This window comes from Actinomadura sp. NTSP31 (genome assembly GCF_041951385.1).
GTDB lineage: Bacteria > Actinomycetota > Actinomycetes > Streptosporangiales > Streptosporangiaceae > Spirillospora > Spirillospora napierensis.
On the sequence record NZ_JBGNUT010000050.1, the window covers coordinates 1 to 23417 of the forward strand.

At 74.0% G+C, this 23417-nt stretch carries 25 protein-coding genes; 2 read left to right on the plus strand and 23 right to left on the minus strand.

Annotated elements, in window-relative coordinates; all coding sequences use genetic code 11:
• Positions 1-84: 84 nt before the first annotated feature.
• Genes ACA514_RS45860 through ACA514_RS45885 form a run of 6 tightly spaced genes read right to left on the minus strand, consistent with a single transcriptional unit; the run spans position 85 to position 6225 of the window.
• Positions 85-1158: a methyltransferase gene (locus tag ACA514_RS45860; protein WP_375047811.1), complete on the minus strand. Its 1074-nt coding sequence runs from the start codon at positions 1156-1158 to the stop codon at positions 85-87.
• Between the two features lie 16 nt (positions 1159-1174).
• A complete protein-coding gene (locus ACA514_RS45865; RefSeq protein ID WP_375047813.1) occupies positions 1175-2668 on the minus strand; it encodes a DHA2 family efflux MFS transporter permease subunit in 1494 nt (497 codons plus the stop codon).
• A complete protein-coding gene (locus ACA514_RS45870) occupies positions 2665-3546 on the minus strand; it encodes an SDR family NAD(P)-dependent oxidoreductase (protein WP_375047814.1) in 882 nt (293 codons plus the stop codon). The genes ACA514_RS45865 and ACA514_RS45870 overlap by 4 nt, the downstream gene beginning before the upstream one ends.
• A gap of 14 nt (positions 3547-3560) precedes the next feature.
• The gene (locus ACA514_RS45875) at positions 3561-4388 is read right to left on the minus strand and encodes an ABC transporter permease (RefSeq protein WP_375047815.1); all 828 of its coding nucleotides are present in this window, start codon (positions 4386-4388) and stop codon (positions 3561-3563) included.
• Positions 4385-5161, minus strand: a complete 777-nt coding sequence (locus ACA514_RS45880; RefSeq protein WP_375047816.1) for an ABC transporter permease — start codon at positions 5159-5161, stop codon at positions 4385-4387. The genes ACA514_RS45875 and ACA514_RS45880 overlap by 4 nt, the downstream gene beginning before the upstream one ends.
• Positions 5158-6225, minus strand: coding sequence for an ATP-binding cassette domain-containing protein (locus ACA514_RS45885; protein ID WP_375047817.1), 1068 nt, complete (start codon positions 6223-6225; stop codon positions 5158-5160). Before ACA514_RS45885 ends, ACA514_RS45880 begins: the two co-directional genes overlap by 4 nt.
• A gap of 124 nt (positions 6226-6349) precedes the next feature.
• Here ACA514_RS45885 and ACA514_RS45890 point away from each other — a divergent pair, with 124 nt between their 5' ends.
• A complete protein-coding gene (locus ACA514_RS45890; protein ID WP_375047818.1) occupies positions 6350-6808 on the plus strand; it encodes a MarR family winged helix-turn-helix transcriptional regulator in 459 nt (152 codons plus the stop codon).
• A 45-nt stretch (positions 6809-6853) separates the two neighbouring features.
• Here the strand turns inward: ACA514_RS45890 and ACA514_RS45895 are convergent, their stop codons facing one another.
• From ACA514_RS45895 to ACA514_RS45970, 16 genes are all read right to left on the minus strand, one after another.
• Positions 6854-8017: an FAD-dependent monooxygenase gene (locus ACA514_RS45895; RefSeq protein WP_375047819.1), complete on the minus strand. Its 1164-nt coding sequence runs from the start codon at positions 8015-8017 to the stop codon at positions 6854-6856.
• Positions 8018-8019: 2 nt separating this feature from the next.
• Positions 8020-8397, minus strand: a complete 378-nt coding sequence (locus tag ACA514_RS45900) for an antibiotic biosynthesis monooxygenase family protein (RefSeq protein WP_375047820.1) — start codon at positions 8395-8397, stop codon at positions 8020-8022.
• Entirely contained in the window at positions 8394-9380 is a 987-nt protein-coding gene (locus tag ACA514_RS45905; protein ID WP_375047821.1) for an amidohydrolase family protein, read from the minus strand. Before ACA514_RS45905 ends, ACA514_RS45900 begins: the two co-directional genes overlap by 4 nt.
• Positions 9370-10245 (minus strand): NAD(P)-dependent oxidoreductase, encoded by an 876-nt coding sequence (locus ACA514_RS45910; RefSeq protein ID WP_375047822.1) that lies wholly within the window; start codon positions 10243-10245, stop codon positions 9370-9372. Before ACA514_RS45910 ends, ACA514_RS45905 begins: the two co-directional genes overlap by 11 nt.
• The gene (locus ACA514_RS45915; RefSeq protein ID WP_375047823.1) at positions 10242-10940 is read right to left on the minus strand and encodes a SchA/CurD-like domain-containing protein; all 699 of its coding nucleotides are present in this window, start codon (positions 10938-10940) and stop codon (positions 10242-10244) included. The genes ACA514_RS45910 and ACA514_RS45915 overlap by 4 nt, the downstream gene beginning before the upstream one ends.
• Before the next feature lie 201 nt (positions 10941-11141).
• Positions 11142-12368 (minus strand): beta-ketoacyl synthase N-terminal-like domain-containing protein, encoded by a 1227-nt coding sequence (locus ACA514_RS45920; protein WP_375047824.1) that lies wholly within the window; start codon positions 12366-12368, stop codon positions 11142-11144.
• Positions 12365-13642: a beta-ketoacyl-[acyl-carrier-protein] synthase family protein gene (locus ACA514_RS45925; RefSeq protein WP_375047825.1), complete on the minus strand. Its 1278-nt coding sequence runs from the start codon at positions 13640-13642 to the stop codon at positions 12365-12367. Before ACA514_RS45925 ends, ACA514_RS45920 begins: the two co-directional genes overlap by 4 nt.
• Positions 13639-14031 carry a cupin domain-containing protein gene (locus ACA514_RS45930; protein ID WP_375047826.1) on the minus strand — a complete coding sequence of 131 codons (393 nt, stop codon included), beginning with the start codon at positions 14029-14031 and terminating at the stop codon, positions 13639-13641. Before ACA514_RS45930 ends, ACA514_RS45925 begins: the two co-directional genes overlap by 4 nt.
• 22 nt (positions 14032-14053) lie before the next feature.
• Complete coding sequence (locus tag ACA514_RS45935) at positions 14054-14983, minus strand: ACP S-malonyltransferase (RefSeq protein WP_375047827.1); 930 nt, start codon at positions 14981-14983, stop codon at positions 14054-14056.
• Positions 14980-15444, minus strand: coding sequence for an SRPBCC family protein (locus tag ACA514_RS45940; RefSeq protein ID WP_375047828.1), 465 nt, complete (start codon positions 15442-15444; stop codon positions 14980-14982). The genes ACA514_RS45935 and ACA514_RS45940 overlap by 4 nt, the downstream gene beginning before the upstream one ends.
• Positions 15441-15692 (minus strand): acyl carrier protein, encoded by a 252-nt coding sequence (locus ACA514_RS45945; RefSeq protein WP_375047829.1) that lies wholly within the window; start codon positions 15690-15692, stop codon positions 15441-15443. The genes ACA514_RS45940 and ACA514_RS45945 overlap by 4 nt, the downstream gene beginning before the upstream one ends.
• A 22-nt stretch (positions 15693-15714) precedes the next feature.
• Complete coding sequence (locus tag ACA514_RS45950) at positions 15715-17079, minus strand: acetyl/propionyl/methylcrotonyl-CoA carboxylase subunit alpha (RefSeq protein ID WP_375047830.1); 1365 nt, start codon at positions 17077-17079, stop codon at positions 15715-15717.
• 8 nt (positions 17080-17087) lie between these two features.
• Positions 17088-17570, minus strand: a complete 483-nt coding sequence (accB, locus tag ACA514_RS45955) for an acetyl-CoA carboxylase biotin carboxyl carrier protein (protein WP_375047831.1) — start codon at positions 17568-17570, stop codon at positions 17088-17090.
• Positions 17563-19224, minus strand: a complete 1662-nt coding sequence (locus tag ACA514_RS45960; protein WP_375047832.1) for an acetyl-CoA carboxylase carboxyltransferase subunit alpha — start codon at positions 19222-19224, stop codon at positions 17563-17565. The genes accB and ACA514_RS45960 overlap by 8 nt, the downstream gene beginning before the upstream one ends.
• Position 19225: 1 nt before the next feature.
• Complete coding sequence (locus ACA514_RS45965; RefSeq protein ID WP_375047833.1) at positions 19226-19546, minus strand: TcmI family type II polyketide cyclase; 321 nt, start codon at positions 19544-19546, stop codon at positions 19226-19228.
• 356 nt (positions 19547-19902) lie between these two features.
• Positions 19903-21045: an acyl-CoA dehydrogenase family protein gene (locus ACA514_RS45970; RefSeq protein WP_375047834.1), complete on the minus strand. Its 1143-nt coding sequence runs from the start codon at positions 21043-21045 to the stop codon at positions 19903-19905.
• Between the two features lie 77 nt (positions 21046-21122).
• Between ACA514_RS45970 and ACA514_RS45975 the strand changes: the two genes are divergently transcribed.
• On the plus strand, positions 21123-21827 hold the full coding sequence (locus ACA514_RS45975) for a MerR family transcriptional regulator (protein WP_375047835.1): 705 nt from the start codon (positions 21123-21125) through the stop codon (positions 21825-21827).
• On the opposite strand, the gene ACA514_RS45980 is transcribed toward ACA514_RS45975, so the two are convergent.
• Positions 21824-23350: a polyamine aminopropyltransferase gene (locus ACA514_RS45980; RefSeq protein WP_375047836.1), complete on the minus strand. Its 1527-nt coding sequence runs from the start codon at positions 23348-23350 to the stop codon at positions 21824-21826. The genes ACA514_RS45975 and ACA514_RS45980 overlap by 4 nt on opposite strands.
• Between the last annotated feature and the right edge of the window lie 67 nt (positions 23351-23417).

Sequence of the window (23417 nt, forward strand, 5' to 3'; positions counted from 1 at the left end):
CGGCCCGGACCCGGCCGGCCGGCGGTGGACGACGACCGTCCCCGGCTCGGGGACGCGGCAACGGCGGGGTGGGTGGTTTCTCGGTCAGACGGCGCGGGCCTCGACGACCCCCATGTCCCGTGGCCCGTCCGCGCTCCGCACGACCTCCAGCCCCGCGCCTTCGAGCAGCGCCGCGTACTCGTGCAGGGTGCGCTCGCGACCCCCGAGGACCACCAGCATGACCAGGTCGAACAGTGCGCCGATGTGCTCGGACGCCGCGTCCGGGAGGAGCCGTTCGAAGACGAGCAGCCGGCTCCCCGGCCGCATCGCGGCGCGGACGTTGCGCAGGATACTGCCGGCGTCCGCGTCGTTCCAGTTGTGCAGGACGCGGGAGAGCAGGTAGACGTCCCCGCCTCCGGGCACCTCGTCGAAGAAGCTCCCGGTGACGATCGAGCAGCGTTCCGAGAACCGCCCGGTGATGGCCTCCTCGGGCTCGGCGACCGCCTCCGGAAGGTCGAAGAGCGTGCCGGTGAGGCCCGGCTCCCACGAGAGCACCGCGGCCAGCAGCGCGCCCGAGCCGCCTCCCACGTCCACCACGTGCCGGTGTCCCGTGAAGTCGAACGAGCGGGCCACCGGGGGCACCATTCCGCCGGCGCCCATCGTCCGGTTGAAGGTCTCCGCGACCTTCTCGTGGCGGTCGAGGTACTCGTAGAACGACGAGCCGTAGACGGCCGGAAAGGCCGGTTCTCCGGTCCGGACGGAATGCAGCACCTCCGCCCAGGAACGGAACGTCTCCGCGCCGAAAAGCAGAGCGGAGTACTTCTGCGTCCCCGGCACGTCCGACCGGAGGAATTCTCCGAGCTCGCCGAGCGCGAACACGCCCGGCTCCGGCTCCTCGAACACGCCGGGCGGGACGAGCGCGCGCATGACGCGGAACAGGGCGCCCGCGTCGGCGCCCGCCTCCGCCGCGAGATCGGCGGCGGCCCGCGGCCCGGCGGCGAGCCGGTCGGCGACGTCCAGCTCCGCGACCGCGTGCACCGACTGCGCGATCCAGGTGCCGGTGAGCAGGCGCAGCAGCCGGAGGGAGCCCGGCGGGGGCGGTCCGCCCGGTCCTGCGGGCGCGGCCTCTGGCCCTGCGGGCGGTGGTGCGGGTGCGGAATCGACGGCTTCGGTGGTCACGGCGGCCTCTCTCCGGTCAGTTGCGGACTTCGACGTCGTCCTGGTCCTCCAGGACGACCATGGGCGGCACGGACGCCGGCTTCAGCCGGCCGATCAGCAGGGCGGTCAGGACGGCGCCGACGACCAGGACGGTGCCGCCGACGCCGAACGCGAGATGGATCCCGTCGAGCTGCGCGAGCCGGGGCGCCACTCCGGCGTGCAGCCGCCCGCTCGTCCGGTCCGAGGCGAGGGTCACCAGGACGGCCAGGCCGATCGCCCCGCCGAGCTGCTGGCTCGCGTTGAGCACGCCGGAGGCCAGCCCCGCCTCCCGCTCGGGCACGTCGGTGACGCCCGCGATGTTGATGGTGAAGGAGCTCCACGCGATCCCGAGGGCCATCACCACGAAGCCCGGGAACAGGTCCGCCCAGTAGCGCCCGTCGGACGGCGCGTTCGCGAACCAGAACATCCCGGCGGCGATGCAGGACAGTCCGCCCACCATGATCGGGCGGACCCCGATGCGCGGCACCAGCGGGGCGGCGGTGCCGAATCCGAGGAAGATGCCGACGAAGAAGCCCGCGTAGCCCAGCCCCGCGCGCATCGGCGAGTAGGCGAGCACCTGCTGGAGGTAGAGGGTCAGGAGCAGGAACGTCCCGAAGTTGGCCGAGGACATCAGGATCTGCGCGATGTTGGCGGTCATCGGCCTGCGCCGCCGGAAGAACCCCAGCGGCACCAGCGGGTCGCGGGCGGTGGCCTCCCTGACCACGAACGCCGCCAGCAGGACGGCCGCGGCGGCCAGCGCGGCCAGGCACCGCGCCGAGCGCCAGCCGTGCTCGGGGGTGTTGAGCAGGCCGTAGCTCAGCGCGGACGAGCCCGCGGTGACCGTCACCGCGCCGAGCAGGTCGAACCTGCGCACGCCGGTCCGGCGGCTCTCCGGCGCCAGCCGCGGCACCAGCAGCAGCGGGAGGGCGGCGACCGGCAGGTTGACGAAGAAGATCCACCGCCAGCTCACCAGGTCGGTCAGCACGCCGCTGAGCACGACGCCGGTCGCCCCGCCGAGCCCGGTGAGCGCTCCCCAGAGGCCGAGCGCCCGGGTCCGCTCCCTGGGGTCGGTGAACAGCACGGCCACCATCGACAGCGCGGCGGGGGCGGCGAGCGCGCCGCCGAGCCCCTGGACGGCGCGCGAGGCGACCAGCGTGGCGGGGTTCTGCGCCAGCCCGTTCGCCAGCGACGCGGCCGCGAAGACGGCGGTGCCGATCAGGAACACGCGGCGCCGGCCGAGGGTGTCGGCGAGCCGGCCCCCGAGCAGCAGGAACCCGCCGAACGCCACGACGTAGGCGTTGACGACCCAGGTGAGGCCGGCCAGCGAGAAGCCGAGGTCCGTGCGGATCGAGGGCAGCGCGACGTTCACCACCGTGTCGTCGAGCAGCAGCATGAACTGCATGCAGCAGAGCAGGACGAGGATGCTCCAGCGCCGCGGGTTCGCGGTGCGTCCGCCGACGCCGGGGCCCGGCTTCGGGACGGTTTCGGTCATGGGTTCCTCTCTCGGGTACTCGGACGGGTCGAGCCGGTCAGCTCCGCGCTGAGGCGCTCCAGCCGCGCCTGCGTCTCCGGGTCGCGGGTCGGCGCCGCGGCGGTCGCCTGCTTGGCCCGGCGGAAGTACGCGCCGGTCACGGAGGCGAGCTCGGGGTCGCAGGCCAGGCGGACGCAGTGCCGCGCCGCCTCGTCGGCCGTGGGCGCGAACCGGAGGAAGCGGCGGACCAGCCGGAAGGCGCCGACGCCGGCGTCGTCCAGCAGCGCGGTCCGGGTCAGGCCGGGTTCCACCGCGTTGACCGTCACGCCGGTGCCGGCCAGCCGCCGGCCCAGCGCGGCCGTGTGGGCGATGACCGCGAACTTGGACCGCGCGTACGCCTGGAACGCGTTGTAGGAGCGCGGCGCGGCGAGATCGTCCCAGTCCATCCGCGCCCGGCCGTGCACCCCGGACGCGACGTTGACGATCCGGGCCGGGGCATTGCGCACGAGGGTGCCGGTGAGCAGCGTGGACAGCAGGTACACCGCGAGGTAGTTGGTGGCGAACTGGAGCTCGACGCCGTCCTCGCCGGTCCGCAGGTCCCTGGACACCAGCCCCGCGTTGTTGACCAGGACGTCGAGTTCCGGCAGCCGCGCCTCGACCTCCGCCGCCACCCGCCGGACGTCCCGCTGGGAGGACAGGTCGGCCAGGAAGAGGCGGAGGCGCGCCTCCGGCAGCCCGTCGCGGATGCTCCGCATGGCCGCCTCGCCGCGCGGGGCGGACCGGCAGACCATGCCGACCACGGCGCCCCGCGCCGCGAGAGCGCGCGCCGTCTCCAGGCCGATGCCCGAGCTGGCGCCGGTCACCACGCATGTCCTGCCGTGCAGAGAGAGTTCGTCCACAACGTGTTCCCTTCTCAGGAGGCGCCCGCGGCGCGGGCCCTGCGCAGTCCGAGCACCGCCCACAGGTAGAGCAGGAGCAGCAGCCCGGCCGTCGCGGCCGCCGTCGCGCCCAGCCGGACGAAATCGCCCTGCATGAGGCCGCGGCCGGACTCCAGCAGGGCGGTGAACGGGTTGAGGCGCGCGACGGCGCGCAGCCACGGGCTGAGCAGCGCCACGGGCGCGAAGACGGGCGAGAGGTAGACGGTCAGGAAGGCGAAGATCTGCATCAGCGGGGCGGCCTGCACGGTCCGCAGCCGGAGGGCGATGCCGCACGCCCACAGCGCGCCCATGGCCGCCAGGCATTCGCTGATGGCGAAGAGCAGGAGGAGCTGGAGCGGGTCCGCGGACACGTTCATCCCGGCCGCGAGCCCGATGAGGAACAGGGCGACGGTCACCACGGGCGCCCGTCCGAGGGCGGTCAGGACGTAGCCGCCGACGATGGCCCGGTGGTGGCGGACGCCGACGAGGAGCCGGCGCGCGACGCCGCTCTCGAAGTCGCGGGCCAGGGTGAGGCCGCTGAAGATGCCCGCGAAGACGGCGCCTTGGAGGGCCGCGAAGACGAACTCGAACGACAGGTACCCGTTCCGGTAGGCGAAACCGGGGACGTGCGCGAGGACCGACAGCCCGCCCGAGAAGGCGGTGAAGAAGACCAGCGGGGCGACGATCGGCGGGAGCAGGAGCGACGGCGTCGTGAACGCGGTGCGCAGGTTGCGGCCGGCGATTCCGAGGGCCGCCCTGGTGCCCGCGGCCCTGGCGCCGCCCTCTCGGGGCATCGCCGCCGGCCGGGCGGTCACGGCGCTCATGCCAGCACCGTCCGCGACCGCAGTGCCAGGGTGGTGAGTCCGAGGCCGGCCGCGGCGAGCACCGCGGCGACGGCGAACCCGGTCGCGACCGCGTGCGCCGTGCCGCCGCCGATCAGCAGCGAGCGCACCGCCTCGATGAGGTAGGAGACCGGGTTCCCGGTCGCCAGCGACCGGAACCAGTGCGCCTCCATCAGCGGGCGGGGCATGAAGAACGAGCTGAACAGCAGCAGCACGAAGGTGAGCGGGAAGGTCGCGAGCACGGCCTCGCTGGAGCGGGTCCGCAGCGCCAGCAGCGCCCCGCAGGAGCTGAAGGCCAGGCTCATCGTCATGGTCAGCGCCACGATGACCAGCGCCCCGCCGGCGCCGCCGGCCGGCCGGACGCCCGCCGCCAGGCCCACGAGCAGGCAGACGGCGGCCTGCACGACCGCCAGCGCGGCGGACCCGCACAGCTGGGCCGCCACGATGAGCCCCCGGTTCATCGGCGCGGTCAGCAGCCGGCCGAGGAATCCCGTCTGGATGTCGGTCGCCAGGTCGACGCCGCTGTTGACGCCGCCCACGAGGGCCGCCTGGACGAACCCGCCGGCCAGCAGGAACGAGAAGTAGGAGCCGGCCGGGAACCCGTGCAGCCGGGTCGACAGGTCGAGCCCGCCGGAGAAGAGGGTGAGCAGGAGCACCGGGTAGGCCACGGCGGGGAAGAAGGCCGCCGGGCGGCGGAGCGTCCGCAGCACCGAGCGGCGCGCGAGCCATCCGGTCTGGAGCAGGGCCGCGTTCACGGCGCCGCCTCCGCGAGGGGCTCGCCCGCCGCTCGCCCGCCGTGCCCGCCGCCTGTGCCGTTTGCGTCGCGCCCGCCGTCCGCGTCGCGCCCGTCGCCCGCGTCGTGCCCGTCGTGCCCGGTGAGGGTGCGGAAGACGTCGTTGAGGCTGGGCGAGCGCACCTCGATGTGGTCGGCGAGGATGTCGCCGGCCGACAGGGCGGTCGCGATCTCGGGCAGTTCCCGGGCGGCGGCCCTGACCCGCGCGGCGACCGCGCCGTCCCGGACCGCGGTGGCCGGCGACCCGAACCGGGCGAGCAGCGCGGCGACCGCGGGCCGCTGTGCCGGGTCGGCCGGCCGGATCTCGATCGTGGGCTCGCCCAGCCGGTCCTTCAGCTCGTCGGGCGTCGCCTCCGCGACCATCCGGCCGCGGTCGATGATCCCCACCCGGTCGGAGAGCACGTCGATCTCCTCCAGGTACTGGGAGGTGAGCAGGACCGTCACCCCGTCCTCGCGCGCCAGCCGCCGGACCTGCTCCCACAGCGCCTCGCGGCTCGGGACGTCCAGCCCGTTCGTGGGCTCGTCGAGGAAGAGCACGGCGGGCCGGTGCAGCAGCGCCAGGGCGAGGTCGAGCCGGCGCTTCATGCCGCCGGAGTAGGTGCCGGCCTTGTCCCCCGCGACGTCGGTGAGGTGCACCGCGGCGATCAGCTCGGCGCCGCGCTCGCGCCGCTCGCGGCGGCCGAGCCCGTGCAGGGCGGCCTGCAGCCGGATGTGCTCCCAGGCCGAGAGCACGGGGTCGAGGGCGACGTCCTGCATGGCCACCCCGATGTGCCGCCTGACCCGGCCGGGCTGGGCGGCGACGTCGTGCCCCGCCACCCGGGCCCGTCCGCCCGTGAGCGGCAGCAGCGTGGTCAGGACGTGGACGGTCGTGGACTTGCCGGCCCCGTTCGGGCCGAGCAGCCCGTAGATCTCCCCGCGCTCGATCCGCAGGTCGAGCCCGTCGACGGCGCGCCGGCCGCCGCGGAACTCCCGGACGAGTCCGGCCGCCTCGACGGCCGGCCCGGTGGCGCCTGAACCGATGTTCATGTGCAGTCCTTCGAGGCATCGCTCAACCCGCGGGATGAACGTACCGGTCAATAGTTGAGTGAGTCAATTGAGTAATTCAAATATTGATGCCCTGCTACTCTCGGATCATGAGAGGGAGACGGACATGACACCGGCGCACCGCTCGCTGTCGGAGGAGGTCGCGGGCCTGCTCCTGGAGCTCAACACCGGCCTGCGGGCCCACTTCGCCGCGAGCGCCGAGCGGCTCGGCCTCAGCCCCGCGCAGGCCAAGGTCCTCGGCATCCTGGAGTCGCCCCGGCCGCAGCGCGAGATCGCCCGCACCCTCGACGTCGACGCCTCCTACGTCACCGCCATCGTCGACCAGCTCGGCAAGCTCTCCCTCGTCGAGCGCCGGCCCGACCCGGGCGACCGGCGGGTGAAGTGGATCCACCTCACCGCCCGGGGCCGCCGCGCCAAGGCCCGCTTCGAGGAGCTGCTCTACAGCGAGCTGCCCGGCGCCGCCGGGATGGACGACGGCGAGCTCGCCGTGCTGCGCGACCACCTCCGGCGGATGCTCGACCGGATGCGCACCACCTCCCAGATAGTTGACCCGATAAACATTTGATTCACCCCATCACTAGGAGACGCTCCGGGCCGGGCGGACGGTCGGTCAGAAGGCCAGCCGCGTCTCCATCCGCCGGTTCCACGTCCGGGCGGGGGTGCCCCACAGCGACAGGTCCCGGCCCAGCACGGCGACCCGGTTGGAGAAGTGGTGCATGCGGGCGATGAACCACGCCTCGTTGGTGATCTCGGTGGTGACCGGCATCCGGCGCCGCTGGTAGGCCGCGAAGGCGGCGGCCGCCCGCTCGGCGGAGGGGCCGCTCCCCGCCCTCGCCAGCTCGTCCCCCAGCACGTGGGCGTCGATGATCGCCTGCCCGCCGCCCTGGCCCGTCACCGGCGTGGTGGGGTGCGCGGCGTCCCCGAGCAGGACCACGCGGCCGGAGCTCCACGAGCCCACGGGCACCCGGTCGCTCACCGCGTTGCGCAGGACGGCGTCGTCCGGCGTCGCCTCGATCAGCTCCCGGATCGGGGCATGGGCGTTACCGAAGCGCGCCAGCACGTGCGCCCGGCGACGCGCGGGCGGGACGTCCAGGCCCGCCGGCTCTTTGATCGTGGCGACCCAGTAGACGCGGCCCCCCGGAAGGTGCCACATCCCGAAGCTGCAGCCCGCGCCCAGCGTCTGCCGCGCGTGGCCGACGGGGAACTCCGCCGTGGAGAACTCCGTCACCGCGCGGTAGGCCGCCCAGCCCGAGTACCGGGGCTCGCCGTCGCCGACCAGCTCGGCCCGGACCAGCGACCGCAGGCCGTCGGCGCCGACGAGCATCGAGCCGCGCAGTTCGGAGCCGTCCGCCAGGCCGACCGTGACGCCGTCGGCGTCCTGCTCGAACCCGGTCACCTTCTGGCCGAGCCGCACCCCGGGCGCCGCCCGGGCGAGGACCTGCTGCAGCCGCGCGCGGTGCACCACCACCGTCGGCTCGCCGAGCGCCCGGCCGATGGCCCCCTGCGACCAGCGGACCAGCCTGCGCCCGCGCCACGAGCGGTATTCGTAGAACTCGATGGGCACGCCCTGCTCGATCACCTGCTCGGCCAGGCCCAGATGCCGCAGCGCGCGGACCGCGTTGGTCTGCACCCCGATCGCGGCCCCGATCTCCCGCAGCTCGCCGGCCTGCTCCAGGACGGCGACGTCGAAGCCGGCGCGGTCCAGGGCGACCGCGGCGGTCAGCCCGCCGATACCGCCGCCGACGATGATCGCCCGTTCTCTCCGCACTGCCATGATCAGTCCCTCGGACGGTTCGGACCCGCCGTCTCGGCCACGACGGTGAACTTCAGCGAGCGCGCCTCGGTGAAGCACTCCCGCAGGGGACGCACCAGGTCGCGGTGCTCCGCGGTGGCCTCCCACGCCCGGAACGCCTCCAGCCGGTCCCACTCGCTGGTGATCAGCCACTGCTCGGGGTCGTCCGCCGACCGGCACACCTGGTCGCGCAGATGACCGGGTACGCCGTCCGCGACGAGATGGCGGATCTCCTCGTAGGCGCGCAGGAAGGCGGCCCGCCTGTCCTCGGGCACCCGGATCAGGAAGACGACCCGGCCCGTGCCCTCCGGTTCCGCCGCGCTCGTGCCCGCGCTCATGCCCGTGTTCGTGCCCGCGCTCATGCCCGTCCTCCCGTCCGTACCGGGGCGAGCCCGAAGAGCGAAGCCGCGTTGCCGCCGAGGATCGCCGCCTGCTCCGCCGGCCCGATCGGCAGGTCCCTGATCCGCGCGACGGCGCGGGCGGGCGGGACCGGCACCGGCGGCGAGTCCGTCCCGAGCAGCATGTGCCCCGCTCCGAAGACCGCCAGGTTCATCGCGGTCAGCGCGTCGCTCGGCGCGGCCGTGTCCACGTACATCCGGCGCACGGCCGCGCCCGGAGACGCGCTCACCGCCGGCCGGGGCGGCGCCCCGGCGGCGTCCACGGAGGCGGGCGGCGGGCCGAAGGGCCGGGGCCGCGCCGCGAGGTCGAGCTTGTCGGTGAGCGCCGCGACGCCGCCGCCCCCGGTCGCGCCGATCAGCGTCAGGTCCGGGTACCGGTCCGGCCAGCCGGCGAAGGCGATCATCGCCAGCCCGGACGCCACGTCCGCGAACCGGCTCACCTGCTCGACGAAGCGCAGGTCCGCGACCTCCCGCGCACCGGCGGGCTCGGCCGGCGGATGCACGAACACCGGCAGGCGCCGCTCGGCGGCCAGCGCGAAGAATCCGTCGGCGGCGGGGTCGTCCAGGAACCGGCCCCGGACGCTGGAGTTGACGACGAAGCCGACGAACGCCGGGTCCCGCGCGGTCTCGTCCGCCGCCCGCAGCTCGGCCTCGGAGCCGAGCGGGTTGACGTAGGCGTAGGCGCGCAGGCGCTCGGGGAACCGGGCGACCAGCGCGGCGGTCCAGTCGTGCAGGGCCCGCAGCCGGTCGGCGGGCTGCCGGTAGTTGTCGACGCCGGGGACCCGCATCATCGCGCCCGCGCCGACCGGGCTGCCGATGACCGTGAGGTCGATGCCCGCCTCGCTCCTGGCGTCGAGCATGGCGTCCACGTCCGTCAGCGACGGCGGCATCGGGTAGCGCCGCGCCGACTCCGGCGGCGAGAGGTGCGCGTGCACGTCAATGATCACCGGGACCTCCCGCGTCCAGCGCGGCGGCGATCGCCGCGCAGTCGTGGTCGCCCCAGCCGTCCGCGCAGGCCGCCTCGTGGGACCGCAGGGCCGCGCCGGTCATCGGCAGGGGCGGCCCTGCGGCGTCCGCCGCGGCGGCGGCGAGCCCGAGGTCCTTGGTCATCAGCGCGAGCCGGAAGTCGGGGTCGCCGTACCGGCCGGCGGCCATCCGCGCCCCCTTGAACCGCATGACGGGCGAGGCGAAGCCGCTGCCGCCGATGATCTCCAGGACGGTCCGCCGGTCGAGCCCGAGCCGCCCGGCGAGCGCCGCGGCCTCGGCGAGCGCCTGCATCTCCAGGCCCATGAGCAGGTTGAGCGCCAGCTTGAGGTCCATCCCGGCGCCGAGCGGCCCCACGTGCCGGACGTCCTTGCCGAGGTCGTCGAGGAGCGGCCGGGCCTGCTCCACCCGGTCCGCGTCCCCGCCGACGTAGAGCCGCAGGTCGCCCGTGCGGGCGTGCGCCGGGTTGCCCAGCATGCCGACGTCGAGCAGCGGGACGCGGGAGGCGAGGTCCCGGACGGTCGCGGAGGCGACGGTGCCGAGGGCGAGGACCAGCGGCGGCCGGTCCGCCCCGGCCACCGCGCCGGCCACGACGCCGACGACCTCGCGGAGGGCCCGGTCGTCGCTCAGCACCAGCAGCACGTGGTCGGCGCCGGCCAGCGCCTTCTCCGGGGTCTCGCACGGCTCCGCCCCGGGATGGCCGACGTCCGCGCGTCCGGCCGTCCGGTTCCAGGTGCGGACCGCGCGGCCCGCCTCGGCGAGCCGGACGGCGATCCCGCTCCCCATCGCGCCGGTCCCGAGGACCGCCGCGCCGCCGCGGCCGCTCACGCGCCGGCCCGCCGATCCGTCACGGTGGTCATCAGGTTGTCGGTGAAGAACTTCTCCAGGCCCGCGGCGGTGGTGAAGTCGTAGGAGCCGTCGAACAGCCCGGCCATCCGCCGGCCCACCTCGTGCACCTCGACGGCCCGCGCCAGCCCGGCGACCAGTTCGGCGACGTCCCCGTCGATCTCGAAGACCCGCACCAGGACGTCGCCCTTCCGGAACACCGAGGTGCCGCACAGGGTGGTCGACCCGGCCTTCAGCGGCGGGTCCTCCGCGGCGGCGAGGACCCCGGCGGCGACGTCCGCCATGCCCGGCTTGACGGGGTACAGCAGGGCGTGCCGCGCCCCCTTCCCCTCGTCGGCCGAGCCGCGGTGCGCCAGCCGCTCGGTGAGCCTGCGGGCGAAGAACTCGCGCCGCTGCGCGGCGTCCGCCGGGTCGTAGGAGTCGGTGAGGTGCGGGATCAGCCCCCTCTCCACCTCCTGGATCACCGGATCCGCCGACAGGTGCCGGGCCACCGTGCCGAGCTCGCCCTCGAACTCCATCACCCGGACGACGAGGTCCCCGTGCAGGAAGACGGCCGTGCCGAGGAGCCTCGTGCCGTCCTCGGCCTCCAGGGCGGGGGCCCGGTAGCCGGAGAGCAGATCACGCACCTGGTCCTGGGTCCCGGGCTTGATCCGGAAAGCGAGTGCATGCCGTTCCATCGCGGATGTCCTTCCTTTGGGCGTAGAGGTGCGGGGGTGTCAGGGGTGAGAAGCCGATGTAGGCGCTGAGGAAGCGCTGCAGCCGGTCGATGCGCCGCAGCCGCCGGTTCGCGCGGGACACGATCTCCGCCAGCAGCGAGTCGATGTGCCCGGCGGGGCCGTCCGGGCCGGCGGGGCCGTCCGGGCCTGGGGAGGCGCCTTTCACGGGGCGGCTCCGCGCAGCACCAGCACGCTGTTGAAGCCGCCGTGGCCGCGGCTCACCACCATCGCCGCGCCGATCGGCAGGTGCCGCGGTTCGGTGACGAGGTCGAGCCCGTGGCGGGGATCGGGCTCGTCCAGGTTCCCCACGGCCGGCGCCACCCCGTCGCGCATCGCGAGCAGGGCGGTCACGACGCTCAGCGCGGAACCGCCCGCGACCAGCCGTCCGACGAGCCCCTGCGGCGCCGTGACGGGAACACCGCCCGGCCCGAACACCCGGCGCAGCGCGGCGGCCTCCGCCGCGTCCTGGTCGGGCCGCCCGGCCGCGTCCGCCACGACGAGGTCCACCTCGTCCGCCGTGATCCCGGCGTCGGTGAGGGCGCGCGCCATCGCCCGTCCGAGCTGGTGCCCGTCGACGGCGGGGTCCTGGTAGTGGTGGGCGTCGTGCGTCGCCGCGTACCCGGCCACCTCGCCGTAGAAGTGCGGCACTCCCCTGGCCCGTGCGGACGCGGCGTCCTCGACGAGGAGGACGGCGCCGCCCTCGCCCGGCACGTGCCCGTTGGCGTCCACGTCGAAGGGCTTGTAGGCGCGCCGGGCGTCGTCGGCCGCCGACAGCAGCCCCGAGGCGCACTGGCACGTCAGCGCGTACGGGGAGATGGGCGCCTCAGTGCCGCCCGCGATGACCGCGGCGGCGCCGCGGCGCAGCACCCGCCGGGCCCATCCCAGGCTGTCGACGCCCCCGGCGGCATCGGACACCACGACGCCCGACGGCCCCTTCGTCCCGTGCCTGATCGAGACCTGGCCCGTGCTCGCCGCGTAGAACCACGCGATGGACTGGTACGCCCCCACCGCCCGGCGCCCGCGGCTCCACAGCGCCTGGATCTCGCGCTGCCCGAACTCGTTGCCGCCGGAGCCGCTCCCGAGGATCACCGACGTGCGGTACGGATCGTGGGCGGACGGGTCGTACCCGGCATCGTCGAGCGCCTGCGCGGCCGACGCCAGCGCGGTCCAGGTCCACAGGTCCGTCTGGACGCGGAGCCGCTCGTCCACGTGCTCCTCTGGCCGGAACCCGGTGAGCTGGCCGGCCAGCGTGGTGGAGTAGCGCGCCGGGTCAAAGCGTTCGATGCGGCGCACGCACAGCTCGCCGGCCAGCGTGGACCGCCAGTGCTCGGCGACGGAGTTCCCGCTCGGCGCGACCACGCCCAGCCCGGTGACGACGGCGCGCGTCATGCCGCCGCCCCCGGCCGGGACAGCACGATCGCCGACTGGAAGCCGCCGAACCCGCTGCCCACCGACAGCGCCACGTCGACGCGGTGCTCCCGCGCCGTCTTGGGCACGTAGTCCAGGTCGCACTCGGGGTCGCGCTTCTCCCAGTTCGCCGTCGGCGGCACCACGCCGTGCCTGATCGCCAGCGCGCAGGCGGCCACCTCGATGGAGCCGATGGCCCCGAGCGAGTGCCCCACCATCGACTTGATGGAGCTCACCGGCACCGCGTACGCGTGCTCCCCGAGGCTGCGCTTGAACGCCGCGGTCTCGTGGACGTCGTTCTGCCTCGTGCCGGAGCCGTGCGCGTTGACGTAGCTCACGGCGGCCGGGTCGACCCGGGCCTGGTCCAGCGCGTCGTCGATCGCCCGCGACATCTCCGCGCCGTCCGGACGCAGACCCGTCATGTGGAAGGCGTTGCAGCGGCTGGCATAGCCGGCGACCTCGGCGTAGACGGGCGCGCCGCGCCTGAGGGCGTGCCCGTACTCCTCCAGGACGAGCACGGCCGCGCCCTCGCCCATCACGAAGCCGTCCCTGGTCGCGTCGAACGGCCGGGAGGCGTGCTCGGGGTCGTCGTTGCGGGCGCTGGTGGCCCGGATCGCGTCGAAGCAGGCGACCGAGATGGGGGAGATCGGCGCGTCGGCGGCCCCGGCCAGGACGACGTCCGCCTCGTCGTCCTGGATCAGCTGCTGGGCGTGGCCGACCGCGTCGATCCCGGACGTGCAGCCGGTGGAGACCACCGTCGCCGGCCCGTGCGCGCGGAACCGGCAGGCGATCTCGCTCGCCACGCTGCTCGGGACGAGCGCGTTGTACAGGAACCGGGACGCGTACCCGGGGTCGACCAGCCAGTCCCGGCCGCCGTCGCTCACCAGCGCGTACTCGTCCTCCAGCCGGGTGGTGGCCCCGACCGCGCTGCCGAGGCAGACGGCGAGCCGGTCGTGGTCGAGCCGGGCCTCCCCCGCGCCGAGCCCGCTGTCGGCCACGGCCTCGTCCGCCGCGACCATGGCGAACTGCGCGAACCGGTCGTTGCGGAAGGCCTCCTGCCGGGTGAGGCCGAGGGCGAGCGGGTCGAAGTCGCACTCGGCCGCGATCTGCGACCGGAACGGGTCCGGGTCGAACAGCGAGATCCTGCGGGTCGCGGTGCGGCCCTCGGTCAGCAGCTCCCAGAAGGCCCGGCGTCCGGTCCCGCCCGGGGCCACCACGCCGATCCCGGTCAGCACGACGCGCCGCGGGCCGCTCATCCGACGGCCTCGGTCAGCGGCTCGGTGTCGACGTGGCCGAGTTCCGGCCGGGGCGCGAGCGGGCCGAGCTGGAAGACGAAGAACGCCGGCCCGGTCCCCTCGTTGGCGAGCCGGTGCCGCACCCCGACCGGGACGAGCAGCCCCTGCCGGGCCGCCAGCCGCCGCCGCTCGCCGTCCAGCCCGATCGTGACGGCGCCGCTGACGCAGAAGAGGAACTCCTCCGAGTAGGGGTGCCAGTGCTCCCTGACCACCTCGCCGGGGGCCAGGGTCAGGGTGCCGAGGAACCCGGAGGTCGCCCCGGCGGTGGTCGGCGACAGGAGGGTCCGGATGTCCCCGCCGCGTTTCCGGTTGGCGGGCACGTCGTCCATGGAGATGGTTGCGATGTCCACTGTTCGTCCTCTTGAGGTTCGGTCAGGCCACGGGCTGGAGTGCTTCGGCGGCCGTCCGGACGGCCGCGGGCGAGTCCGCGAGGTGGTAGGAGGCCGCGAGGCCGCAGCCGCGGAGCAGCGCCGTCAGGACCGGTTTCGGGCCGCATTCCACGACCCGCCCGGTCCCGAGCCGGATCAGGGCCCCGGCGGTGCGGGCCCACTGCACCGGTGAGAGCAGGTGCCGGCCGAGCAGCTCCGCCAGCAGCCCGTGGTCGCGGGTCGGCTCGCCGGTGACGTTGGGGATCACCCAGCAGTCCGGGGCGTGCCAGGTCAGGTCGGCGAGCGCGGCCGCGAGGGCGCGCGACGCCGGTTCCATGAGGGGCGAATGGAACGCGCCCTCGACCTTCAGCCGCACGGCCCGGCCGCCCCGGCTCCCGATCGCCGCCTCGGCGCGCGCCACGGCGGTCCCGGTGCCCGACAGCACGACCTGCCGCGGCCCGTTGCGGTTCGCCACCACCAGCGTCTCGCCCGGCTCGCGCAGGGCGCACGCGGCCGCCGCGAGCTCCGCGGCGTCCGGGCCGACGACCGCGCACATCGCGCCCGGTGCCGCGGCGCAGGCCGCGGACATCGCGGCCGCGCGCCGGGCGACCACGGCCAGCGCCTCCTCGAAGTCCAGCGCGCCGGCCGCGACGAGCGCGGCGAACTCGCCGAGGCTGTGGCCCGCCACCGCCCCGGGCCGGACGCCGTGCTCGCCGAGCGCCCGGTGGGCCGCCACCCCGCAGACGAACAACAGCGGCTGCGCCACCTCGGTGCGGCCCAGGCCGCCGGGCCCGGACGCTGCGGCGGCCAGGTCGTGCCCGAGGACGTCCGACGCCGCCGCGAACAGCCGCGCCGCCGCCGGATCGTCCGCCCAGTACCCGGCCATGCCCGCGCGCTGCGCGCCCTGGCCGCTGAAGACGAAGGCCGTCGTCACCGCACGCCCCCGGCCGGGACGGCCGCTTCGACGCGGCGCCTGATGGCCTCCATCTGGACCGGCGTGTTGGCGTTGATCCGGTCGGTCATCGCCGCGGTGTCGACGGGCGCGTCCGGGCGCATGCGGAAGTCCTGGACCCAGCGCATCCGGGTGCCCGTCCCCTCCGCGGCGTAGCTCCACAGGATGTCCATGTACTCGAAGGGCCCCGGCTCGATCCGGCGCGCCCGGACCTCCAGCGCGTCCCGGTCGGGCGTCCGCTCCGACACCCAGCTCCACGCCACGCCGTCGTCGTCCGGATGCATGGTGAGCCGGAAGGTGACGGTGCCGCCGGCGCGCCCGAGGATCTCGACCGCCGCGTACTCGGTGAACAGGCCGGGCCACGACTCCAGGTCGTTGGTCATCTCCCAGACCAGGTCGAGGGGGGCGGCGATGAGGACCGAGTTGTCGGTGTGCCCGCTCACACCGCCTCCCGGCGGGACAGCTTCTCGTTGATCCGCGCGACCATCTGCGCGAACGTGTCGTCCGGGCGCGCGTCCTCCAGCTCGAAGCCGTGGCGGTCGGCGATCTCGGCCTGCACCTGCAGGAAGGCGAGCGAGTCCAGGCCGATGTCGGTGAGCGTGGCGGAGCCGTCGGTGCTGACGGCGTCGCGCGGCAGCCCCGCCTTCTCGGTGAGGATTTCCATCAGGTCGGGCAGCGTGAATGCGTTCATGGTTCTTCGTTCCTCCCGATGTTCAGGAAACGAGCGCGCCGTCGTGCGGGCTCGTGAAACGGCGGATGAAATCGAGGTCGTGGTCGCCCGCCCGGAAGACGGGGTCGTTGACGATCGCGCGGTGCAGGCCGACCGTGGTCGCGACGCCCTCGATCCGGAATTCCTCCAGCGCCCGGTCCATTCGCGCGAGCGCGGTGTCGCGGTCGGGCGCCCAGGCGATCAGCTTGGCGACCAGCGAGTCGTAATAGGGGCTGACCCGCATTCCCGCCCGGTAGCCGGAGTCCACCCTGACCCCCGGGCCGCTCGGCGGGTCGAACACCTCCAGCGTTCCGGGCGAGGGGGCGAAATCGCGGGCGGGATCCTCGGCGTTGATCCGGCACTCGACCGCCGCACCGCCGATCGACACATCACCCTGATCGAGCCCGAACGGAACGCCGGCGGCGATGAGGATCTGCTCGCGGACGAGGTCGATTCCGGTCACCATCTCCGTCACCGGATGCTCGACCTGGATCCGCGCGTTCACTTCCATGAAATAGAAATTCCCGGCGTCGTCGAGCAGGAATTCGACGGTCCCGGCCCCGGTGTAGCCGACCGAGAGCGCACCGCGCAGTGCGGCCGCGCCGATCTCCTCGCGCAGATCCCGGTCCAGCCGGGTCGACGGGGCCTCCTCGACGAGTTTCTGGTGGCGGCGCTGAACGGAGCAGTCGCGTTCGCCGAGATGGACCCCCGTGCCCTCACCGCCGCAGAGGACCTGCACCTCGATATGGCGCGCGCCGGACAGGTAGCGTTCGACGTAGACGGCCGGGTCCCGGAAGACGGCGTGCGCGACGGCGACGGTCGACCGGAACGCCTCCGGGAGGTCCGCCGGGTCGTGCACGACGGTCATCCCCCGGCCGCCGCCGCCCGCCGCGGCCTTGATGATCACCGGGTAGCCGATCCGCTCGGCGGCGCGCGCGGCCGCCGGCACGTCCGACACCGGTTCCAGCGTCCCCGGCAGCAGCGGGAGCCCCGCCTCCGTCATGAGCGCGCGGGCCACGGCCTTGTTGCCGAGCCGCTTCATCACCGGCGGGCGCGGCCCCACGAAGGCGAGCCCCTCGAGCGCGCAGATCTCCGCGAAGTCGGCGTCCTCCGACAGGAACCCGTAGCCGGGGTGCACGGCGTCGGCGCCGGTGATCCGGGCGGCCTCGATCACGGCGGGGATGTTCAGGTAGCTGTCGGCCGCGGCGGGCGGGCCGATCCGGACGGCGTCGTCGGCGAGCCGCACGACCGGGGAGTCGGCGTCGGCGCTGGAGTGCACCGCCACCACCTCGATGCCGAGCTCCCGGCACGTCCGGGCGACGCGGAGCGCGATCTCGCCGCGGTTGGCGATGAGCAGCCTCTTGAACACGGGTCACCTCACGCTGCCTCGCCGGCGGCCGCCGGCTCGATCCTCATCAGGGGCTGGTCGAACTCCACGGGCGCGGCGTCGTCCACGCAGATCTCGACCACGCGTCCGGCGACGTCGGCGCCGATGGTGTTCATGAGCTTCATCGCCTCGACGATCGCCACGGTCTGCCCGGCCTCGACCAGGTCGCCCACCTCGACGAAGGGGGCCGCGCCCGGTCGCGGCGAGCGGTAGAAGGTGCCGACCAGCGGGGCCGTGACCGCGTGGCCCGGGTCCGCCGGCCCGACCGGTTCGGCCGGCGGCGCGACGGCGGCGGGGCCGGGCGCCTGCTCGGGCCGCGCCTGCGCGGGCCGCGCCTGCGCGGGCACGGCCGGCTCGGCCCATTCGATCTCGAGTTCGTGGTCGGCGGAGCGCACCAGGACCCGCCGCACCGGCCCCGGAAGCTCCGACACCAGTTCCGCCATGTCGCCGAGCAGTGTCCTGATCTCAGTCATGGGTCCCCGTCCCCGTCGGCACGGCCGGGAGGCTCCCGATCCGCCGGAAGCGCTCGTGGCGGGCGGCGACCAGTTCACCGGGGTCCGCCCCGTCGAACCGCGCCAGCGCGGTCAGCACCGCGTGCCGCAGGATGCCCGCCATCGCCAGCGGCTCGGCTCCGGCGCCCCCCGCGGGCTCGGCGACCACGCCGTCGGCGACGCCGAGTTCCAGCAGGTCGCCGGCGGTGATCCGGAGCGCCCTGGCCGCCTGCGGCGCGGCCTGCGGCGAGCGCCACAGGATCGCCGCGCAGCCCTCCGGGCTGATCACCGAGTAGAAGCTCCGCTCCAGCATCAGCAGCCGGTCCCCCGTGGCCAGCGCCAGCGCGCCGCCGCTGCCGCCCTCGCCGGTCACCACCGACACGATCGGGACGGGCAGGCGGCTCGACCGCATGATGAGCTCGGCGATCGCCGCGGACTGCCCGCGCTCCTCCGCCTCGACGCCGGGGAAGGCGCCGGCGGTGTCGATGAGCGTGACGACCGGCAGGCGGTACCGGGCCGCGTGGTCGAGCATGCGCAGCGCCTTCCGGTGGCCCTCCGGGTGGGGCATGCCGAAGTTGCGCGCGATGAGCTCCTTGGTGTCATGGCCCTTCTGGTGGCCGATGACGACGACGGGCCTGCCCTCGATGCGGGCCACCCCCGCGACGATCGCCGGGTCGTCGGCGAAGGCGCGGTCCCCGTGCAGCTCCACGAAGTCGTCGAAGGCGTCCCGGAGATAGTCGAGCGCCGTCGGGCGGGCGCCGTCCCGCGCCTCCTGGACGACCTGCCACGGGTCCGCCTCGCGGGGGCGCCGGGGCGCCACCGCCCCGGCCGCCGCCGCGCCCGGCGCCCGCTCGTGCAGGGCGAGCAGCCGGCCCAGCAGCGACCGCGTCTCGGCGCGCGGGACGACCCGGTCCACCAGCCCGTGCTCCAGCAGGAACTCGCTGGTCTGGAAGCCCGGCGGCAGCTGCTGCCGGATGGTCTGCTCGACGACCCGCGGGCCGGCGAAGCCGACCATCGCCTGCGACTCGGCCAGCACGATCCCGCCGAGCATGGCGAACGACGCGCTGACGCCGCCGTAGGTGGGGTCGGTCAGCAGGCAGACCGACAGGACGCCCGCCTCGTGGAGCCGCGCCATGGCCTGGGCGGTCTTGGCCATCTGCAGGAGCGAGAGGATCCCCTCCTGCATCCGCGCCCCGCCCGACGCGGTGACGACGATCAGCGGGGCCGCGTCCCGCAGGGAGCGCTCGGCGGCCAGGGCCACCTTCTCCCCCGCGCCGGTGCCCATGCTTCCGCCCATGAAGGAGAAGTCCAGGACGGCCAGGACCACGGGGCGCCCGTGCAGTTCCGCCGTGCCGCAGACGACCGCCTCGCGCTCGCCGGTCGCCTCGGCCGCTTCGGCGAGACGCTCCGCATAGGAGCGCCGGTCCGCGAACCCGAGCGGGTCCCGGCCGGCCACCTCCGCTCCGAACTCGGCGAACGTCCCCGGATCGGCGAGCAGTTCTATTCGCCTGCGGGCGCCGACCCGGAGGACGTGGCCGCATTCCCGGCAGACGTGGTGCTCGCGCTCCAGCCTTTTCGAATAGAGCAGGCGCCGGCAGCCCGGGCACGCCGTCCAGTCCTCGTTCCGCGCCGCCATCTCAGGCCCGCCAGTGGTAGAACCGGCGCGCCATCGCGTCCTTCGGGGAGCGCCAGGCCGCCGGGTCGTAGGCGGCGATGTACGGTTCGAGGCGGCGGCCGATGTCCTGGAATTCCGGCCGGCCGCGCAGCGATTCCATGCTCTCGTCGATTTCCCCCTCGAAATCCACGACATGGACATAGAGATCGTTCAGGACGTAGAGCGATCTTTCCAGGACTCCGGCGTCCCGCGGAAGCGGCCCGGCATCGGAATCCGCGAAGACGCGCGCGACGTCCCGCTCGGCGCCAGGCCGGATTTTTGCGACGATCAACGCTCGACTCATGCATCCATCCATTCCGTTCGGCCATTGACGGCCTGCTCTCTGGAGCGTAAAGAGGAATGGGGACGCACGTCTTCGGTCGGCAGAATGAAAAAGGCCCGGCCGCGCGGTTTCGCACCTGCGCAGGTCGGGCGGCCCCGAGGGCGCGGCATTGGTCCGCAGGGATGAACGCGGGCCCCGGCCGCCAGACTTCGGACCGGGCGCGCCGCCGGGGGCGCTCGTTCCCGGGTACCCCGCGTCGCAGGGGGACGTCGGGGTGGGTGATCAGGGAGAGCGGGAGGGGCGGCGCGCTCGCCGCCCCTCCCGTGGGACCACCGTGCAGTTCCAGGCTCCCGCCGGGCGGGGCGGCGGGGACGGAGTCAGACGCCGAGGCCGCGGCCGATGATCTCCTTCATGATCTCGGTGGTGCCGCCGAAGATGGTCTGGATGCGGACGTCCTGGTAGGCCTTGGCGATGGGGTACTCCATCATGTAGCCGTAGCCGCCGTGCAGCTGGAGGCAGCGGTCCACGACGCGCTTGAGCAGCTCGGTGTTCCAGTACTTGAGCATCGCCGCCTCGTCGACGCTCAGCTCGCCCCTGCTCTCCTTGACGATGCACTCGTCGGTGAAGGAGCGGCTGATGGTCAGCTCGGTCTTCATCTCGGCGAGCGTGAACCGGTTGTGCTGGAACTTGCCGATCGGGCGGCCGAACGCCTCGCGGGTCTTGCAGTACTCCAGGGTCTGCTCGAACGCCGACTCGCCGGCGGCCATCGCGGTGGCGCCGATGGACAGCCGCTCGCGGGCCAGGTTCGTCATCAGGTAGATGAAGCCCATGCCCTCCTCGCCGAGGAGGTTCTCCTTGGGGACGCGGACGTTGTCGAAGAACAGCTCGGCGGTGTCCTGCGCGTGCATGCCGACCTTGTCGAGGTTGCGGCCGCGCTCGAAGCCCGCCATGCCGCGCTCGACGGCGAGGAGGCTGACGCCCTTCGCGCCGGCGGACGGGTCGGTCTTCGCCACGACGATCACCAGGTCGGCCAGGATGCCGTTGGAGATGAACGTCTTGGAGCCGTTGAGGACGTAGTCGTCGCCGTCCCTGACCGCGGTGCTCTTGATGCCCTGCAGGTCGGAGCCGGCGGCGGGCTCCGTCATCGCGATGCCGGTGATGATCTCGCCGGAGCAGTAGCCGGGGAACCAGCGCGCCCGCTGCTCGTCGTTGCAGAGCTGGCGCAGGTAGCCGCCGTTGATGTCGTTGTGCACCGAGAACCCGGGGCCGTGCACGCCCGCCTTCGCGAACTCCTCGTTGAGGATCACGTAGTAGCGGTAGTCGGGGTTGCCGCCGCCGCCGAACTCCTCGGGCATGTCGATGCCGAGCAGGCCCTGCCGGCCGGCGGCGAGCCACACGTCGCGGGAGACGACGCCGTCCTTCTCCCACTGCTCGTGGTACGGCGCGATCTCCTTCTCGATGAAGGCGCGGACCATGTCGCGGAACGCCTCGTGCTCCGCGGTGAAGATCTCCCGTGCCATCCGGCGGTCTCCCTCGGTAAGTGCGTGCTGATACAGCTTTAATGTAACACCAGTACTGTCACGTCTAAGGAGCGGCTATGGATCTCACCGTGGACGAGCTGGCCGCGCGCGCGGGAGTGACCGTCCGCACGGTGCGCTTCTACGCCGGACGCGGCCTGCTGCCCCCGCCCCGGCTGCGCGGCCGGACGGGCCTCTACGGCCCCGACCACCTCGCGCGGCTCGAACTCGTCCGGGAACTCCAGTCGCTCGGCCTCACCCTCGCCGCCATCGAGAAGCACCTGCGGAAGATCCCGCTGGACGCCCCCGCCGAGGACCTCGCGCTGCAACGGGCGCTGCTGTCGCCGTGGGCGCCGGAACGTCCCGAGGACCTCGACCGCCACGAGCTGGACCGCCGCGCCGGGCGCCATCTGGACGACGACACCCTCCAGCGCCTCGAAGCGCTCGGCGTCGTCGAGCACGTCGCACCGGACACCGTCCGCGTCGTCATGCCGGCACTGCTCGGCATCAGCGCCGAACTGGCCGCGCTCCCCATGCCGCTGGACACCCTGGTCGCCTCGCACGAGGCCGTCGAACGCCACACCACCGCACTGGCGGCCGAACTGCAGCAGGTCTTCCAGGACACCGTCGTCCGCCCCTACCGCGAGAGCGGCCGCTCCCCCGAGGAACGCGACCGGCTGATGGAACTGGCGGGCAAGCTCAAGCCGCTGATGATCCAGTCGCTCGTGTCATCGTTCCAGCACGCCGTCGACAAGGCCATCCGCACCTCCACCGACCGCGCCTAGGAGTCCTTCCACTCCTGGCCCTCGTACTGGACGAGGCGGGGGTGGACGAGGGTGTTGACGTCGACGTCGCGGGAGCCGCGGTCCTTGGGGAAGACGGACGCGGCCTGCAGGACGGCCGGGTCGAGGAAGCGCAGCGGCGGGACGTCGCGGGACAGCGCGAGCGCGGGCGGCCGCGCGGTGGGCGCGGCGAGGACGAAGCCCCAGTCGCCGAAGCTCGGCACGTCCACGTGGTAGGGGGTGGTGGCGAGGCCGGCGGCGGCGATGGACTTCTGGATGCTCCAGAACGACTTCGGCGCGAAGTAGGGCGAACCGGACTGGACGACCATCCGGCCGCCGGGCGCCAGCACCCGCTTGACCAGGCCGTAGAACTCGACGGAGTACAGCTTCGCGGTCGGGACGTCGTCCGGGTCGGGCATGTCCACGATGACGGCGTCGAACCGGCGGGTCTGGCCGCGCAGCCAGGTGAACGCGTCGGCGTTGACGGCGTGGGCGCGCGGGTCATCGAGGGAGCGGTGGTTGAGCGAGGCCAGCGCCTTGTAGGTGCGGGCGAGGTGCAGCATCTCCGGGTCGAGCTCGACGAGGGTGGCGCTGCGGACGTCCGGGTAGCGCAGCACCTCGCGCAGCGCCAGCCCGTCCCCGCCGCCGAGGATCAGCACGTCGCCGTGCGGGCCGGACATCAGCGGGTGGACGAGCGACTCGTGGTACCGGTACTCGTCCGCCGAGGAGAACTGCAGGTCGCCGTTCAGGAACAGGCGCAGGTCGGTGCCGCCGGCGAGCGTGATCTTCTTGGTGATCACGATCTCCTGGTACGGGGTGTCCTTCGCCAGCGCGATCGGGTCCTGGAACAGCGCCTGCCGCGCGGTCACCTCGATCCGGTCGGCGAGGGCGTACGTCGTGCCGAGGACGGCCAGCACCGCCACCATGCCGAGGCCGATGCCGACCCGCGCGAGGCGGCCGAGCCGGCGGCGGAACAGCCACAGCACCACCGCGACGCCGGCGACCGCGTTCACGACGCCGACCAGCAGCGCGCCCTTGATGTGCCCGAACGTCGGCAGCAGGACGAACGGGAAGGCCAGCCCGCCGACCAGCGCGCCCACGTAGTCGGCGGCGAACAGGTCGGCGACGGCGCTGCCCGCGTCCTGCTTGCGGATCTTCTGCAGCAGCGTCATCAGCAGCGGGATCTCCGCGCCGATCAGCCCGCCGACCGTGAACGCGATCAGCACCAGCGCGGGGACGTACAGGTCGAGCCAGGAGAACGCCGCGTACAGCGCGAGCACCGACAGGCCGCCGGCCAGCGCCAGCAGGCCCTCGACTATCGCGAACGCGGCGGCGGCGTGCTTCTGCAGCGGCTTGGCCAGCAGCGACCCGATGCCCATCGCGAAGACCATGACCGACAGCACGATCGACGCCTGGGTGACCGAGTCGCCGACCAGGTAGCTGCCGAGCGCGACGAGCGCCAGCTCGTACACCAGGCCGCAGGCCGCGCAGGTGAACACGGCCGCCAGGACGAGGGTGCGCGCCACCCGCGCGGGGGCGCCCAGCCTGGCGGGCGCCGCCGGCGCCTCGGCGGCAGGGGTTTGCGGGACGGTG